The organism is Mycobacterium sp. M26 (genome assembly GCF_001494595.1).
In the GTDB taxonomy this organism is placed as follows: domain Bacteria; phylum Actinomycetota; class Actinomycetes; order Mycobacteriales; family Mycobacteriaceae; genus Mycobacterium.
The window spans coordinates 1,840,859-1,854,521 of the sequence record NZ_LN929907.1; the positions used below are offsets into that span (position 1 = coordinate 1,840,859).

Genomic DNA, 13,663 nt, shown 5'->3' on the forward strand with positions numbered 1-13,663 from the left:
TACAGTCTCAGCGCATGGATGTGTGTGTCGTCAACCACCCACTGGCCGCTGCCCGGCTGAGCACGCTGCGCGATGAGCGCACCGACAACGCGGGGTTTCGTGCCGCCTTGCGCGACCTGACCCACATGCTGGTCTACGAGGCCACCCGGGATGCGCCGTGCGAGGAGATCAGCGTCAAGACCCCGCTGGCCGACACCATCGGAAGCCGGCTGGCCCGACCGCCGCTGTTGGTCCCGGTCCTGCGGGCCGGGCTGGGCATGGTCGACCAGGCGCACGCGCTGATCCCGGAGGCCAAGGTCGGCTTCGTCGGTGTCGCGCGGGACGAAACCACCCACCAGCCAACGCCGTACCTGGAGTCGCTGCCCGACGATCTGAGCACCCAGCCGGTGATGGTGCTCGACCCGATGCTGGCCACCGGCGGGTCGATGGCCTACACCATCGGTCTGCTGCACAGCCGCGGCGCGGTCGACATCACCGTGGTGTGCGTGGTGTGCGCACCGGATGGCATTGCGGCGCTGAAGAAGGCGGCACCCGAGGCCCGGCTGTTCACCGCCGCGATCGATGACGGGCTCAACGACGTCGCCTACATCGTGCCGGGACTCGGCGACGCCGGCGACCGTCAGTTCGGGCCGCGCTGACTACCAACGGCCGGCAGCGTCGAGCAGCTGATCCTGGACCGCGGCGGCCTGTCGTCGCGCCGTGGCCAGGTCGTCGGTGACGCTGCGGCGAACTTCGCTGTAGCACTTGAGCTTCGGTTCGGTTCCCGACGGGCGGATCACCACCCGCACCGAGGTCTGGTCGTCACCGCCGGACAGAATCAGGGCGTCGGTGCGCTGCTGACCGCGGGCCTGCAGAAGATCGGTCACCGCGACGGGAAAGCCCGCCAGTGCGGTCGGCGGTTCGGCGCGCAGTCGCACCATGATCGCCGCGGCCTCGGCCGGGTCCGCCACCCGCCGCGAGAGTGCCGCGGTGGTGTGGACACCGTGGCGTAGCGCCAGCCGGTCTAGCTCGTCCGGTACTGAAAGGCCCTGTCCGGCAAGGTTTGCCACCAGATCACACGCCAGTACCGCGGCGCTGATTCCATCCTTGTCGCGCACGGCGGCGGGGTCCACGCAGTGGCCGATGGCCTCTTCGTAGGCGTAGACCAGGTGGGTGCCGGGTGTCGTCGTATCGGCTCGGGCCAGCCACTTGAACCCGGTGAGGGTCTGCACGTGGTGGGCGCCGCAATCGGCGGCGATCGCCGCCAGCAGTTGGGACGACACCACGCTGCTGGCCACCACGCTGCTCGTTGCCTGGCCCTCGGGAAGCATGGCGAGGATGTAATCGCCCAGAAGCCAACCGGTTTCGTCACCGCTGAGCATCCGCCAGCCCTCTAATGTGGGGATTCCCATGGCGCATCGGTCGGCGTCGGGATCCAGTGCGATCGCGATGTCGGCGCCGACCTCGGCGGCCAGCCGCAGCAGGGCGTCGGTGGCACCGGGCTCCTCGGGGTTGGGAAAGGCCACCGTCGGGAAGTCCGGGTCAGGCGTGAACTGGCTGTCGACAGTGTGCACGTCGTCGAATCCGGCCAGCCGCAGGGCTCGCAGCGCCAGCTCGCCGCCGACGCCGTGCAGGGCGGTCAAGGCCACCCGCACCGAACCCGTCGACCGCCGTACCCCGGCTGCGCGGGCCACGTAGTCGTCGACGAGGTCGGTTCCTGCCGGGGTGACGGGTTCTCGGGGGATCTCGTCGGCGGGCGGTGCGGTGGCGATCGCGGCCTCGATGGCGCGGTCGGTCGGCGAGATGATCTGCATGCCGCCGTCGAAGTACACCTTGAAGCCGTTGTCCGCCGCCGGATTGTGCGAGGCGGTGATCTGCACGCCCGCGGCGGCTCCCAGTGCCCGCACCGCGTAGGCCACCACCGGTGTCGGGACGGGATGAGGGAAAGCGACCACCGAAAAGCCCTGGGCGGCAAGCACTTCAGCGGTTGCCACGGCGAACGCCTGCGAACCGTGCCGGGCGTCTCTGCCCACCACGACCGTCGACCCGCCCAGGCAGCGGTCCCGCAGTACCGCGGCCACGGCCCAGCTGGCGCGGGTCACCGTCGCCACGTTCATCGCATCCGGACCGCCGCGCACCGGACCGCGCAGGCCGGCGGTGCCGAACGTCAGCGGACGGGCGAACCGGGCGGCCAGTTCGTCGGCGTCGCAGGCGGCCAGCTCGGCGGCCGTGACCGGGTCGGGATCGTGGGCGATCCATTCCTCGGGGGTCACGCCGTCGATTGTGCCCCGTGCTCGGCGTCGGCCAGCTTGCGCAGTACCGGTGCGGTGAGCATGAGCAGGTTGAACTCGAGGTCGGTGAGGTGCTCGCGCATGGCGTCGAACAGCCATGCGTCGCGTTGGGCGCGGTCGTGGAGCAGCAGGTCCAGCCCAGCCGGGGTGAGCTCGATCAACTGGCGGCGCCGGTCATTGTCGTCGGGTCGACGGGAGATCAGCCCGCGGGATTCCAGTTCGTTGATGCTGTCGGTCAGCGACTGCACCCGCACCTGCAGGCGGGCAGCCACCTCGGCCGGCGTGGTGGTCCCGGCACGGTTGACGTCGCCGAGCAGCTCCAGCTGGCTCAGCGTCAGGCCGTTATCGGGTCGGTGCCGGCGCAGCTGGCGCGCCAGCGCCATCATGGCTTCCCGCAGCTCAGTGGCGGGGGCGGCGACGTTTTCAGTCATATAACAAGTTATACCTTGGTATCTAGCTATCTGAACGTTGGAACACGCAGTTGATACTGAGCAGAAAGCAAGTCTATACTTAGCAATATGAGATGGGTTTTGCTGGTTCTCGTGACAATCGGAGTCACCGTGCCGCTGGACCTGCTCGGTGTTCCGTCGGCGGCGTTGTTCGCCGCCTTGCTGGTCGGTGTGGCCCTGGCGATTGCTCGCCTGGCCCCGACCGCCGTACCGCGCAGAGCCGGCCTGGCCGCACAGGGCGTCCTCGGGGTGTACATCGGCACGATGGTGCATTCCGACGCGCTCGGAGCGCTCGGATCGGACTGGCCCGTCGTCCTCGCCGTCAGTGCGGTGACCCTGCTGCTGAGCATCGGGGCCGGGATGTTGCTGGGCATGCGCCGCGACGTCAGCGCGCTCACCGGGTCACTGGCGCTGGTGGCCGGCGGCGCGTCCGGCCTGGTCGCTATCGCCCGTGAACTCGGCGGAGACGATCGGATCGTCGCGGTGGTGCAGTACCTGCGGGTGGCCGTTATCACCGCGGCCATGCCGGTCGTCGTCACCCTCGTGTTCCACGCCGAGCGCTCAGCGGCGGCTGCTCCCGCCACCGACCTGCATCCCGCACCGTGGTACGTCAGCCTCGCGATGCTGGCCGCGCTGGCGCTCGTGGGATCGGTCGCCGGACGGCTCATCCGATTGCCGGGCGCCGGCCTGCTCGGCCCGATGGCCCTGACGATCGTCCTCGAACTGACCGGGCTGTCCTTCGGACTCGCCGTGCCCGATCTGTTGGTCACGGTGTCCTACATGCTGATCGGGTGGCAGGCCGGGGTGGCGTTCACCCGCGAGTCACTGCGGGCGATCGAACGGCTGCTGCCCGCCGCTCTCGGATTGATCATGCTGCTCAACGTCGCCACCGCCGGATTGGGTGTGGTGCTGGCCAAGCTCACCGGGGTCAGCATGCTCGACGGCTACCTGGCCACCAGCCCGGGCGGCATCTACGCCGTGCTCGCCACCGCGGTGGAGACCGGGTCCAACGTCACCTTCATCATCGCCGTGCAGGTCGTGCGGATCCTGCTCATGCTGTTCGCGGCGCCGATGATGGCGCGCGGCTACGCCCGCTGGACTCAGAGGCGGGCCAGCACCGAGGCCAGCAGCGAGCCCATCCTGCTCGCCGAGGCCCGGCCGGCGGCCAGCACCTCGGCGTGACTCAGCGGCTCGCCGGTCATACCGGCGGCCAGGTTCGTCACAAGCGACAGCCCCAGCACCTCGGCGCCCACGGACCGGGCCGCGATCGTCTCGTGCACCGTGGACATCCCCACCAGGTCGGCGCCCAGCGTGCGCAGCATCCGGATCTCGGCAGGCGTCTCGTAATGCGGACCCGGCAGGCCCGCATACACCCCTTCGGCCAGGGTCGGGTCGACCGCCCGGGCCAGCGTCCGCAACCGCGGCGAATAGGCATCGACGAGGTCGACGAACTGCGCGCCCACCAGCGGTGAGCGCGCCGTCAGATTGAGGTGGTCGCTGATCAGCACCGGCTGGCCCACCTGAAACTCCTGCCGCAAACCACCGGCGGCGTTGGTGAGCACCACGACCTCGGCGCCCGCCGCCCGTGCGGTGCGCACCGGATGCACCACGTCACTGAGCTCGTGGCCTTCGTAGGCGTGGATGCGGCCGAGAAACACCAGCACGTTGTGAGAGCCGATCGGGATCGACAGCACCCGGCCGCGGTGGCCGAGTGCGGACGGCGGAATGAACCCGGGCAGCCCCGACATCGGGACCTCGGCGGCCGGCCTGCCCAGCGCCTCGGCGGCCGGAGCCCAGCCCGAGCCCAGGATGACGGCGACGTCGTGGCGCGCCACTCCGGTGCGCTCGACGATCACCGATGCGGCGTGCTCGGCGTCAGGACTCACAGCCTGCGAGCCTAGCCCGCAATGAGATACTGCGGGGATGCCTACGCTGACTGCGTCGACCCGGGTTTCCGACGTCGTCGGCGCACGTCGCGGCGATCTGGTCGAACTCTCGCACGCGATTCACGCCGAACCCGAGCTGGCCTTCGCCGAGCATCGCAGCTGCGCCAAGGCCCAGGCGCTGGTGGCCGAGCGCGGCTTCGAGGTCACGGCGGCGGCCGGCGGCCTGGACACCGCGTTCCGCGCCGACTTCGGCAGCGGGCCCCTGGTGATCGGAATCTGCGCGGAATATGACGCACTGCCTGGCATCGGGCATGCCTGCGGACACAACATCATCGCCGCCTCCGCGGTCGGCGCTGCGCTGGCGCTGGCCGACGTCGCCGACGATCTCGGGCTCACGGTCGCACTGATCGGAACCCCGGCCGAAGAATCCGGCGGCGGCAAGGCGCTGCTGATCGATGCCGGGGTGTTCGACGACGTCGCGGCCGCCGTGATGATCCATCCGGGCCCGATCGACATCGCCGCCGCGCGTTCGCTTTCGCTGTCCGAGGTGACGGTCACCTACACCGGCCGCGAATCCCACGCCGCCGTCGCCCCGTATCTGGGTGTCAACGCCGCCGACGCGGTGACCGTGGCGCAGGTGGCCATCGGATTGCTGCGCCAGCAGATGGCGCCGGGCCAGATGACCCACGGCATCGTCACCGAAGGCGGGGCCGCCACCAACATCATTCCGGGCCGGGCCCGGCTGCAGTACACGATGCGAGCCGCCGACACCCCGTCGCGACTAGCGCTGGAGGAGAAGATGCGCGGATGTTTCGCGGCGGGCGCGGTGGCCACCGGCTGCGACTACACCGTCGTCGAGGCCGCACCGGCCTACGCCGAACTCACGCCCGACAGCTGGCTGGCCGAAGTGTTCCGCGACGAGATGGTCCGCCTCGGACGCCAGCCGGTGCCCGCCGAGGTCGAGACCGCGCTGCCGCTGGGATCCACCGATATGGGCAATGTCACCCAGCTGCTGCCCGGCATCCATCCGGTGGTGGGCATCGAGGCCGACAGCGCGGTGATCCACCAGCCGGGCTTCACCGCCGCCGCGGCCGGACCCAGCGCTGACCGGGCGGTCGAGGAGGGGGCAATCATGTTGGCGCGCACGGTGGTTCGGCTGGCTGAGGCGCCGGCGCAGCGGGATCGGGTGCTGGAACTGCGGGATCGGCGGGTGCGCACATGAGTCTTGCCGACAGTGCCGAAAGCTGGCTGGCCGCCCACTTCGACGACCTGGTGGAGTGGCGCCGCCACATTCACCGTCATCCCGAACTGGGCCGCCAGGAGTTCGCCACCACCCAGTTCGTCGCCGACCGCCTGGTCGAGGCCGGCCTGAATCCGAAGGTGCTGCCCGGCGGCACCGGCCTGACGTGTGACTTCGGCCCCGAGCATGCGCCGCGGATCGCCCTGCGCGCCGACATGGATGCGCTGCCGATGGCCGAGCGCACCGGCGCACCGTATTCGTCGACCGTGCCGAACGTGGCCCACGCCTGCGGTCATGACGGGCACACCGCCATGCTGATCGGGGCTGCCACGGCGCTGGCGTCGGTGCCCGAACTGCCGGTCGGGGTGCGGCTGTTGTTCCAGCCTGCCGAGGAGCTGATGCCGGGCGGTGCCATCGACGCGATTGCCGCAGGCGCGCTGACCGGGGTATCGCGCATCTTCGCCCTGCACTGCGATCCGCGGTTGGCGGTCGGCCGGGTGGCGATCATCCCCGGGCCGATCACCTCGGCGGCCGATTCGATCGAGATCACCCTGCACTCACCGGGCGGCCATACCTCACGGCCACACCTGACGTCGGATCTGGTGTACGGGATGGGCACGGTGATCACCGGACTGCCCGGCGTGCTGTCGCGCCGGATCGACCCGCGGCACAGCACGGTGATGGTCTGGGGCGCGGCCAACGCCGGGGTGGCAGCCAATGCCATCCCGCAGACCGGCACACTGGCCGGTACCGTGCGCACCGCCAGCCGGGAGACCTGGGTGGGCATGGAAGACCTTGTGCGAGAGATTGTTTCGGGTCTCCTCGCACCACTTGGCATCGAGCATTCACTGCAGTACCACCGGGGTGTGCCGCCGGTGGTCAACGAGGAACGCTCGACGCAGATCATGACCCACGCCATCGAGGCCGTCGACCCCGAGGCGCTGGCCGACACCCGGCAGTCCGGCGGCGGCGAGGACTTCTCCTGGTACCTCGAGGAGGTGCCCGGCGCGATGGCCCGGCTCGGGGTGTGGAGCGGTCAGGGCCCGCAACTGGACCTGCATCAGCCGACGTTCGACCTCGACGAGCGGGCGCTCGCGGTAGGGGTGCGGGTGCTGGTCAACGTCATCGAGCAGTCGGCGGTGTTCGGATGAAACTGCTGGTGACCGGCGGCGCCGGGTATGTCGGCAGCGTCTGCGCCAAGGTCCTGCTGGAAGAAGGCCACGAGGTGGTGGTGGTCGATGACCTGTCGACCGGCAACGCCGACGCGGTACCGGCCGGTGCGCAGTTCGTCGAGGCCGACATGGTCGAGGCCGCCCCCGGTCTGCTCGGCGACGGATCCTTCGATGGTGTCCTGCATTTCGCCGCGAAGTCGCTGGTGGGGGAGTCGGTAGTGGCTCCCGAGCTGTACTGGTTCGGCAATGTCGTCAAGACGCTGCAGCTGCTGGAGGCGATGCGCGCAGCCGGCACGCCCCGGCTGGTGTTCTCCTCGACGGCGGCCACCTACGGCGAGCCGGAATCGGTGCCGATCACCGAGGATTCGCCGACCCGCCCGACTAATGCCTACGGCGCCACCAAGCTGGCCATCGACCATGCGATCACCTCGTATGCGGCCGCTTACGGTCTGGCCGCCACCAGCTTGCGGTACTTCAACGTGGCCGGCGCCTACGGCGGCCTGGGGGAACGGCATGCCACCGAGACGCACCTGATTCCGCTGGTGCTGCAGGTCGCGACGGGCCAGCGTCCCGAGATCCTGGTGTTCGGCACCGACTGGCCGACGCCGGATGGCACCTGCATCCGCGACTACATCCATGTCCGCGACCTCGCCGATGCCCATGTTCTGGCGCTGCAGACCGCGCAGCCCGGCTCGCACCGGATCTACAACCTGGGCAACGGGACGGGCTTCTCGGTACGGGAGGTCATCGCCTGCTGCGAGCGGGTGGTGGGCGCGCCGATCGCGGTGCGCGATGTCGAGCGGCGCGCCGGTGACCCGGCGGTGCTGATCGCCTCCAGTGCGAGGGCGATCGCCGAACTGGGCTGGCAGCCCCGGCATACCAGCCTCGACGAGATCGTCTCGGACGCTTGGGAGTTCACCCAGTCCCGGCTGCGGGCCTAGCTCGGCTTGGCTGCATCCATTCTGCGGTGAGGGCTAACTTTCCGCTCTTCAGCTGACCATGTGCGCAGAATCGATGGTGGCGCTACCCGCCGCCGTGGCCGGGGCCGATGTTGCGGGCCGGCCGGGTGCGCAGGTCGTGGACGTACTCCGCCGGCGCGCCGGCGATCTCGGCGGCATCGGCCATCACCCCGATGTAGCGCGCCGAGGGCAGACCACCCTCCCAGGCGTCCACCACGTACAGCCACGCCAGCACGGGATCAGTTGTGGTGTCGGAGGATTCGCGGTCGATGCGGCAGCGGATCTTCTTGTGGAAGCCGAGCTCGGAACCCTCCCAGCGGTCCAGGGTCTCCTCGTCGGCCGGGGTCATGTCGTAGAGCACCACGAACACCTTCGACTCGGGGTCCTCGACGAGGGTGGCCAGCGCGCCCTCCCACCCGATGTCCTCCCCGGCGAAGGTCAGCCGCCAGCCGTGCAACCAACCGGTACCGGCCATCGGAGAATGCGGTGCGCGCTCCAGCATCTGCTCTGGATGCATGTTGGATCCGTAGGCGGCGTAGAGCGGCACGGGGCAAGCCTAAAGGGTGCAGGCCAGCCGAGCGCAGGGACTCCGGTCATTGGTTCGGGTGACTAGAGTGAGCGCGTGACGACGCGGATCGTGATCATCGGTGGGGGGCCGGCGGGCTACGAGGCCGCCCTGGTGGCCGCAGGTCGCGGCAAGGACGTCGCCGAGGTCACCGTGGTCGACTCCGACGGCATCGGCGGCGCCTGCGTGCTGTTCGACTGCGTGCCCTCCAAAACCTTCATCGCCTCCACCGGCGTGCGCACTGAGCTGCGCAGAGCGTCCGGCCTGGGCTTCGACATCGGCATCGACGACGCCAAGATCTCGCTGCCCCAGATCAACAACCGGGTCAAGACGCTGGCCCGCTCGCAGTCCGCCGACATCGGCTTCCAGCTGCTGCGGGAAAAGGTCAACGTGGTCGCCGGTCGCGGCGAACTGATCGACGACGTGCCGGGCATGGCCCACCACCGTGTGAAAGTCACCACACCCGACGGTAAGACCGGGGTGCTGAAAGCCGACGTGGTACTGATCGCGACGGGCGCCAGCCCCCGAGTGCTGCCCAACGCCGTGCCCGACGGCCAGCGGATCCTGACCTGGCGCCAGCTCTACGACCTGCCGGACCTGCCGGACCATCTGGTGATCGTCGGCTCCGGCGTCACCGGCGCGGAGTTCTGCAACGCCTACACCGAGCTCGGCGTCGACGTGACGGTGGTGGCCAGCCGCGACCAGATCCTGCCGCACGAGGACAGCGACGCCGCCGCGGTGCTCGAGGAGGTCTTCGCCGAACGCGGCGTGACCCTGGTCAAGAACGCCCGCGCCGACTCGGTGGTCCGCACTGCTGACGGTGTCCGGGTGACGATGGCCGACGGCCGCACCGTCGACGGCAGCCACGCCCTGATGACCGTCGGCTCAGTGCCCAACACCGGCGGGCTCGGGCTGGAACGGGTCGGAATCGAGCTCGGCCCCGGCAATTACATTCCGGTGGACCGGGTCTCGCGGACCTCGGCGTCGGGCATCTATGCCGCCGGCGACTGCACCGGTCTGCTGCCGCTGGCCTCGGTCGCCGCCATGCAGGGCCGCATCGCGATGTATCACGCACTCGGTGAGGGGGTGTCCCCGATCCGGCTGCGCACGGTCGCCTCGGCCACCTTCACCCGGCCCGAGATCGCCGCGGTCGGGGTGCCGCAGTCAGCGATCGACGACGGCAGCGTGCCCGCCCGCACGATCATGCTGCCGTTGAACTCCAACGCCCGGGCCAAGATGTCACTGCTGACCAAAGGCTTCGTCAAGATCTTCTGCCGGCCCGCCACCGGCGTGGTGATCGGCGGGGTGGTGGTGGCGCCGATCGCCTCCGAGCTCATCCTGCCCATCGCGCTGGCCGTGCAAAACCGCATCTCGGTGACCGACCTGGCGCAGACGCTGTCGGTGTACCCGTCGCTGTCCGGCTCGATCGTGGAGGCTGCGCGGCGCCTGATGGCCCACGACGATCTCGACTAGCCTGGGGTTCATGAGCGACCCGATCCTCCGACCGGGCACTGCCCAGACCGCCCTCGGGCCGTCAGAACGCGCGCAGGCCTGGGAACGCCTGGGCAGCGAGCAGTTCGACGTCATCGTCATCGGCGGTGGAGTCGTCGGCGCCGGCTGTGCCCTCGACGCCGCGACCCGCGGTCTGAAAGTGGCCCTGGTCGAGGCCCGCGACTTCGCCTCGGGCACCTCGAGCCGGAGCTCCAAGATGTTCCACGGTGGCCTGCGCTACCTCGAGCAGCTGGAGTTCGGTCTGGTGCGCGAGGCTTTGCATGAGCGCGAGCTGTCGCTGACCACCCTGGCGCCGCATCTGGTCAAGCCGCTGCCGTTCCTGTTCCCGTTGACCCATCGCGTGTGGGAGCGGCCCTACATCGCGGCGGGCATCTTCCTCTACGACCAGCTCGGCGGTGCGAAATCCGTTCCGGCGCAGAAGCATTTGACCAAGTCCGGCGCGCTGCGGCTGGCCCCCGGGCTCAAGCGCAGCTCACTGGTCGGCGGTATCCGCTACTACGACACCGTGGTCGACGACGCCCGCCACACCATGACGGTGGCCCGCACCGCAGCCCACTACGGCGCGGTGGTGCGCACCTCCACCCAGGTGGTGTCGCTGCTACGCGAGGGTGACCGGGTGGTCGGGGTGACGATCCGCGACTCCGAGGACGGCGAGGTCACCGAGGTGCGCGGCCATGTGGTGATCAACGCCACCGGGGTGTGGACCGACGAGATCCAGGCCCTGAGCAAGGAACGCGGCCGATTCCGGGTGCGCGCCTCCAAGGGTGTGCACATCGTGGTGCCCCGGGACCGGATCGTCAGCGAGGTCGCGATCATCCTGCGCACCGAGAAGTCGGTGCTGTTCGTCATCCCCTGGGGCACGCACTGGATCATCGGCACCACCGATACCGACTGGAACCTGGACCTGGCCCACCCGGCCGCCACGAAGGTCGATATCGATTACATCCTCAACACCGTCAACACTGTGCTGGCCACGCCGCTCACCCATGACGACATCGACGGGGTGTACGCGGGGCTGCGACCGTTGCTGGCCGGTGAGAGCGAGGAGACCTCCAAGCTGTCCCGCGAGCACGCGGTCGCGGTGCCTTCACCGGGTCTGGTCGCGATCGCGGGCGGCAAGTACACCACCTATCGGGTGATGGCCGAGGATGCCGTCGACGCCGCGGCCGAGTTCATTCCGACCCGGGTGGCGCCATCGATCACCGAGAAGGTGCCGCTGATGGGCGCTGACGGCTACTTCGCCCTGGTCAACCAGACCCAGAGCGTCGGGGCGCGTTACGACCTGCACCCGTATCGGGTGCGCCATCTGCTGGACCGGTACGGCTCGCTGATCGGCGAAGTACTCCAACTGGCGGTCGATCGGCCCGAGCTGCTCGAACCGATCACGGATGCCCCGGTGTATCTGAAGGTCGAGGCCGCCTACGCGGTGGCCGCCGAGGGGGCGCTGCACCTCGAGGACATCCTGGCCCGGCGGATGCGTATCTCCATCGAGTATCCGCATCGCGGGGTGGACTGTGCCCGCGAGGTGGCCGAGGTGGTGGCGCCGATCCTGGGCTGGACCGCCGAGGACGTCGACCGCGAGGTGGCGACCTATCAGGCGCGAGTGGAGGCCGAGGTGCTCTCGCAGCGCGAGCCCGATGATGAGTCGGCCGACGCGTTGCGGGCGGCCGCGCCGGAGGCGCGCGCCGAGATTCTCGAACCGGTGCCACTGAACTGAGCCGCAAGCCAGCCCCACTTCCGGTGCGCGACGGTCTGGGGCCGGCGCGGCTGCGACTGCAGGGCGGCAACGTGGCCGACGAGTTCGGGCGACGGTTCGGTGCGGAGGCCAGGGCCAAGGTGCTCGCCGGTGAGGTGGTCGACGCCGACGGCGCGGTGATCGACGCGACCACGACGCTGCCCGCCGGGGCGCATGTGTACCACTATCGGACGCTGCCGGACGAGGTCGTGGTGCCCTTCGATATCCCGATTCTGCACCGCGACAACGACATCGTGGTGGTGGACAAGCCGCATTTTCTCGCCACGATGCCGCGCGGTGGTCATGTCGTGCAGACCGCGCTGGTGCGGTTGCGCCGGGATCTCGACCTGCCGGAGCTGAGTCCGGCGCACCGGCTCGACCGGCTGACCGCGGGAGTGCTGCTGTTCACCGTCCGTCCGCAGGTCCGGGGTGCCTACCAGACCATGTTCGCCAGGGGCGAGGTGTCCAAGACCTACCTGGCCCGCTCGTCGGGACAGCCGGCCATGGACTTCCCGATCGTGGTCCGCAGCCGAATCATGAAGCACCGCAGCCAGTTACAGGCTGTCGAAGAGCCGGGTGCACCCAATGCCGAGACGACGGTCGAGACGCTCGGTGACGGGCTCTACCGGCTGACGCCGACGACGGGCCGCACCCACCAGTTGCGGGTGCACATGGCCTCGCTGGGCCTGCCGATCGACAACGACCCGCTGTACCCGAGTGTGCGGCCGGTGGCCGATGACGACTTTTCGGCGCCACTGAAGCTGCTGGCGCACCGGCTGGAGTTCGACGATCCGCTCTCCGGCGAACGCCGCTGCTTCGTCAGCTCAGCTGGGTTGTAGCTGTTTGCGGTAGGCGGCCGGTCCGCTGCCGAACCATCGATGACACGACCGGGTCAGCACACTCTGCTCGGCGTACCCGAGTTCACGGGCCAAGTGCGCCAACGTGATTCGAGTATCGCGCAGGTATCGCTCGGCGAGGCTGCGGCGCACGTCGTCGACGATTCCCGCGAAGGTGGTGCCGTCGGCAGCCAATCGCCGCTGTAACGCCTTGGGGTGCAGGCTGAGTTGCTCGGCGATCAACTCCAGGGTGACCTGGCCGCTGGGCAGCAGTTGCCGGACCAGGGTGCGCACCGAGGCCACGGTGCGTGGTTCTGCCGAGGTGATGCTGGTCAGGTAGCGCATCACCGCGTCGTGGGCGAGCTTGTCGCGCTGCAGCGGTCGGCCCAGATCCGCCGTTCGGATGGTGAAACCCATTGCGTGCTCGGCGAACACCGGACGACACCCGAAGTAGGACCGGTAGTCGCTGACGTCGGTGAGGGGGTCGTGCGGAAGGTGCACCGACAGCGGGCAGTAGTCCGCGCCGAGCAGGAAGCGCAACACCCGAAGAGTGACACCGAGGGAAAGCTCGGCGCCCTGCGGGTGCGACGGCAGCTCGGGATCGAGGATCTGGTACTCGATGAAGCTGCGTTCCGGGTCCTCCACCGTCGTCGTGCGTAGGTTGATCGCCGGGCTGTAGGCCGATAGGTAGTGCTCGAAGATCCGCACCGCGTCGGCGACGGTGGGTGACGTCCTGGCCGCCACCCCGACCGGGCCGAGAATCTCGATGCCCTGCAACTGGGCGAGCCGTCGGCCGAAGTCCGGGGTGTTCGTTCCGGCGGCAGCCGACTCGATGGCCGCCGCGACCCGCGACAGCGGGACGAACACGTCGTGGCAGCCGACGGCGGCCGGGTCTATGCCGGCAGCGGTCAGCAGCGCGGTCGGATCACCGCCGAGCTGGCTGACCAGGTTCGGATAGTTCGACAGCGACGTGCCGCGCACGATCGGCATGTCCTCAAATGTCAAGTTTTGGTCGCCGAATGTCAAGGCCTGCACTGCC

At 69.4% G+C, this 13,663-nt stretch carries 13 protein-coding genes; 8 read left to right on the forward strand and 5 right to left on the reverse strand.

The genetic code is table 11. The features are described 5' to 3' along the window. Positions 1–14 precede the first annotated feature (14 nt). Positions 15–638 (forward strand): uracil phosphoribosyltransferase, encoded by a 624-nt coding sequence (upp, locus tag BN3385_RS08725; RefSeq protein WP_059016136.1) that lies wholly within the window; start codon positions 15–17, stop codon positions 636–638. Here the strand turns inward: upp and BN3385_RS08730 are convergent, their stop codons facing one another. Beyond that, positions 639–2,252 (reverse strand): phospho-sugar mutase, encoded by a 1,614-nt coding sequence (locus tag BN3385_RS08730; protein ID WP_059016137.1) that lies wholly within the window; start codon positions 2,250–2,252, stop codon positions 639–641. Further along, positions 2,249–2,701 carry a MarR family winged helix-turn-helix transcriptional regulator gene (locus tag BN3385_RS08735; protein ID WP_059016138.1) on the reverse strand — a complete coding sequence of 151 codons (453 nt, stop codon included), beginning with the start codon at positions 2,699–2,701 and terminating at the stop codon, positions 2,249–2,251. Before BN3385_RS08735 ends, BN3385_RS08730 begins: the two co-directional genes overlap by 4 nt. Before the next feature lie 87 nt (positions 2,702–2,788). Between BN3385_RS08735 and BN3385_RS08740 the strand changes: the two genes are divergently transcribed. Further along, the gene (locus BN3385_RS08740; RefSeq protein WP_059016139.1) at positions 2,789–3,901 is read left to right on the forward strand and encodes an AbrB family transcriptional regulator; all 1,113 of its coding nucleotides are present in this window, start codon (positions 2,789–2,791) and stop codon (positions 3,899–3,901) included. On the opposite strand, the gene BN3385_RS08745 is transcribed toward BN3385_RS08740, so the two are convergent. Continuing rightward, positions 3,820–4,605 (reverse strand): purine-nucleoside phosphorylase, encoded by a 786-nt coding sequence (locus tag BN3385_RS08745; protein WP_059016140.1) that lies wholly within the window; start codon positions 4,603–4,605, stop codon positions 3,820–3,822. The two genes, BN3385_RS08740 and BN3385_RS08745, sit on opposite strands and share 82 nt — an antisense overlap. Positions 4,606–4,642: 37 nt before the next feature. Here BN3385_RS08745 and BN3385_RS08750 point away from each other — a divergent pair, with 37 nt between their 5' ends. The 3 genes from BN3385_RS08750 to galE are packed head-to-tail and all read left to right on the forward strand — an operon-like array spanning position 4,643 to position 7,958. Continuing rightward, complete coding sequence (locus BN3385_RS08750; RefSeq protein ID WP_059016141.1) at positions 4,643–5,827, forward strand: M20 family metallopeptidase; 1,185 nt, start codon at positions 4,643–4,645, stop codon at positions 5,825–5,827. Beyond that, the gene (locus BN3385_RS08755; protein ID WP_059016142.1) at positions 5,824–6,996 is read left to right on the forward strand and encodes an amidohydrolase; all 1,173 of its coding nucleotides are present in this window, start codon (positions 5,824–5,826) and stop codon (positions 6,994–6,996) included. Before BN3385_RS08750 ends, BN3385_RS08755 begins: the two co-directional genes overlap by 4 nt. Beyond that, positions 6,993–7,958 (forward strand): UDP-glucose 4-epimerase GalE, encoded by a 966-nt coding sequence (gene galE / locus BN3385_RS08760; protein ID WP_059016143.1) that lies wholly within the window; start codon positions 6,993–6,995, stop codon positions 7,956–7,958. Before BN3385_RS08755 ends, galE begins: the two co-directional genes overlap by 4 nt. A gap of 82 nt (positions 7,959–8,040) precedes the next feature. On the opposite strand, the gene BN3385_RS08765 is transcribed toward galE, so the two are convergent. After that, entirely contained in the window at positions 8,041–8,523 is a 483-nt protein-coding gene (locus BN3385_RS08765) for a gamma-glutamylcyclotransferase family protein (protein WP_059016144.1), read from the reverse strand. 75 nt (positions 8,524–8,598) lie between these two features. Between BN3385_RS08765 and BN3385_RS08770 the strand changes: the two genes are divergently transcribed. From BN3385_RS08770 to BN3385_RS08780, 3 genes are read left to right on the forward strand one after another with little or no spacing between them, the layout of a single operon-like run. Beyond that, a complete protein-coding gene (locus BN3385_RS08770; protein ID WP_059016145.1) occupies positions 8,599–10,014 on the forward strand; it encodes an NAD(P)H-quinone dehydrogenase in 1,416 nt (471 codons plus the stop codon). Positions 10,015–10,024: 10 nt separating this feature from the next. Continuing rightward, positions 10,025–11,770, forward strand: coding sequence for a glycerol-3-phosphate dehydrogenase (glpD, locus tag BN3385_RS08775; RefSeq protein WP_059016146.1), 1,746 nt, complete (start codon positions 10,025–10,027; stop codon positions 11,768–11,770). Further along, entirely contained in the window at positions 11,767–12,627 is an 861-nt protein-coding gene (locus tag BN3385_RS08780) for a pseudouridine synthase (RefSeq protein WP_197415182.1), read from the forward strand. Before glpD ends, BN3385_RS08780 begins: the two co-directional genes overlap by 4 nt. Here BN3385_RS08780 and BN3385_RS08785 read toward each other — a convergent pair. After that, complete coding sequence (locus BN3385_RS08785) at positions 12,613–13,614, reverse strand: AraC family transcriptional regulator (protein ID WP_059016148.1); 1,002 nt, start codon at positions 13,612–13,614, stop codon at positions 12,613–12,615. The genes BN3385_RS08780 and BN3385_RS08785 overlap by 15 nt on opposite strands. Positions 13,615–13,663: the final 49 nt, after the last annotated feature.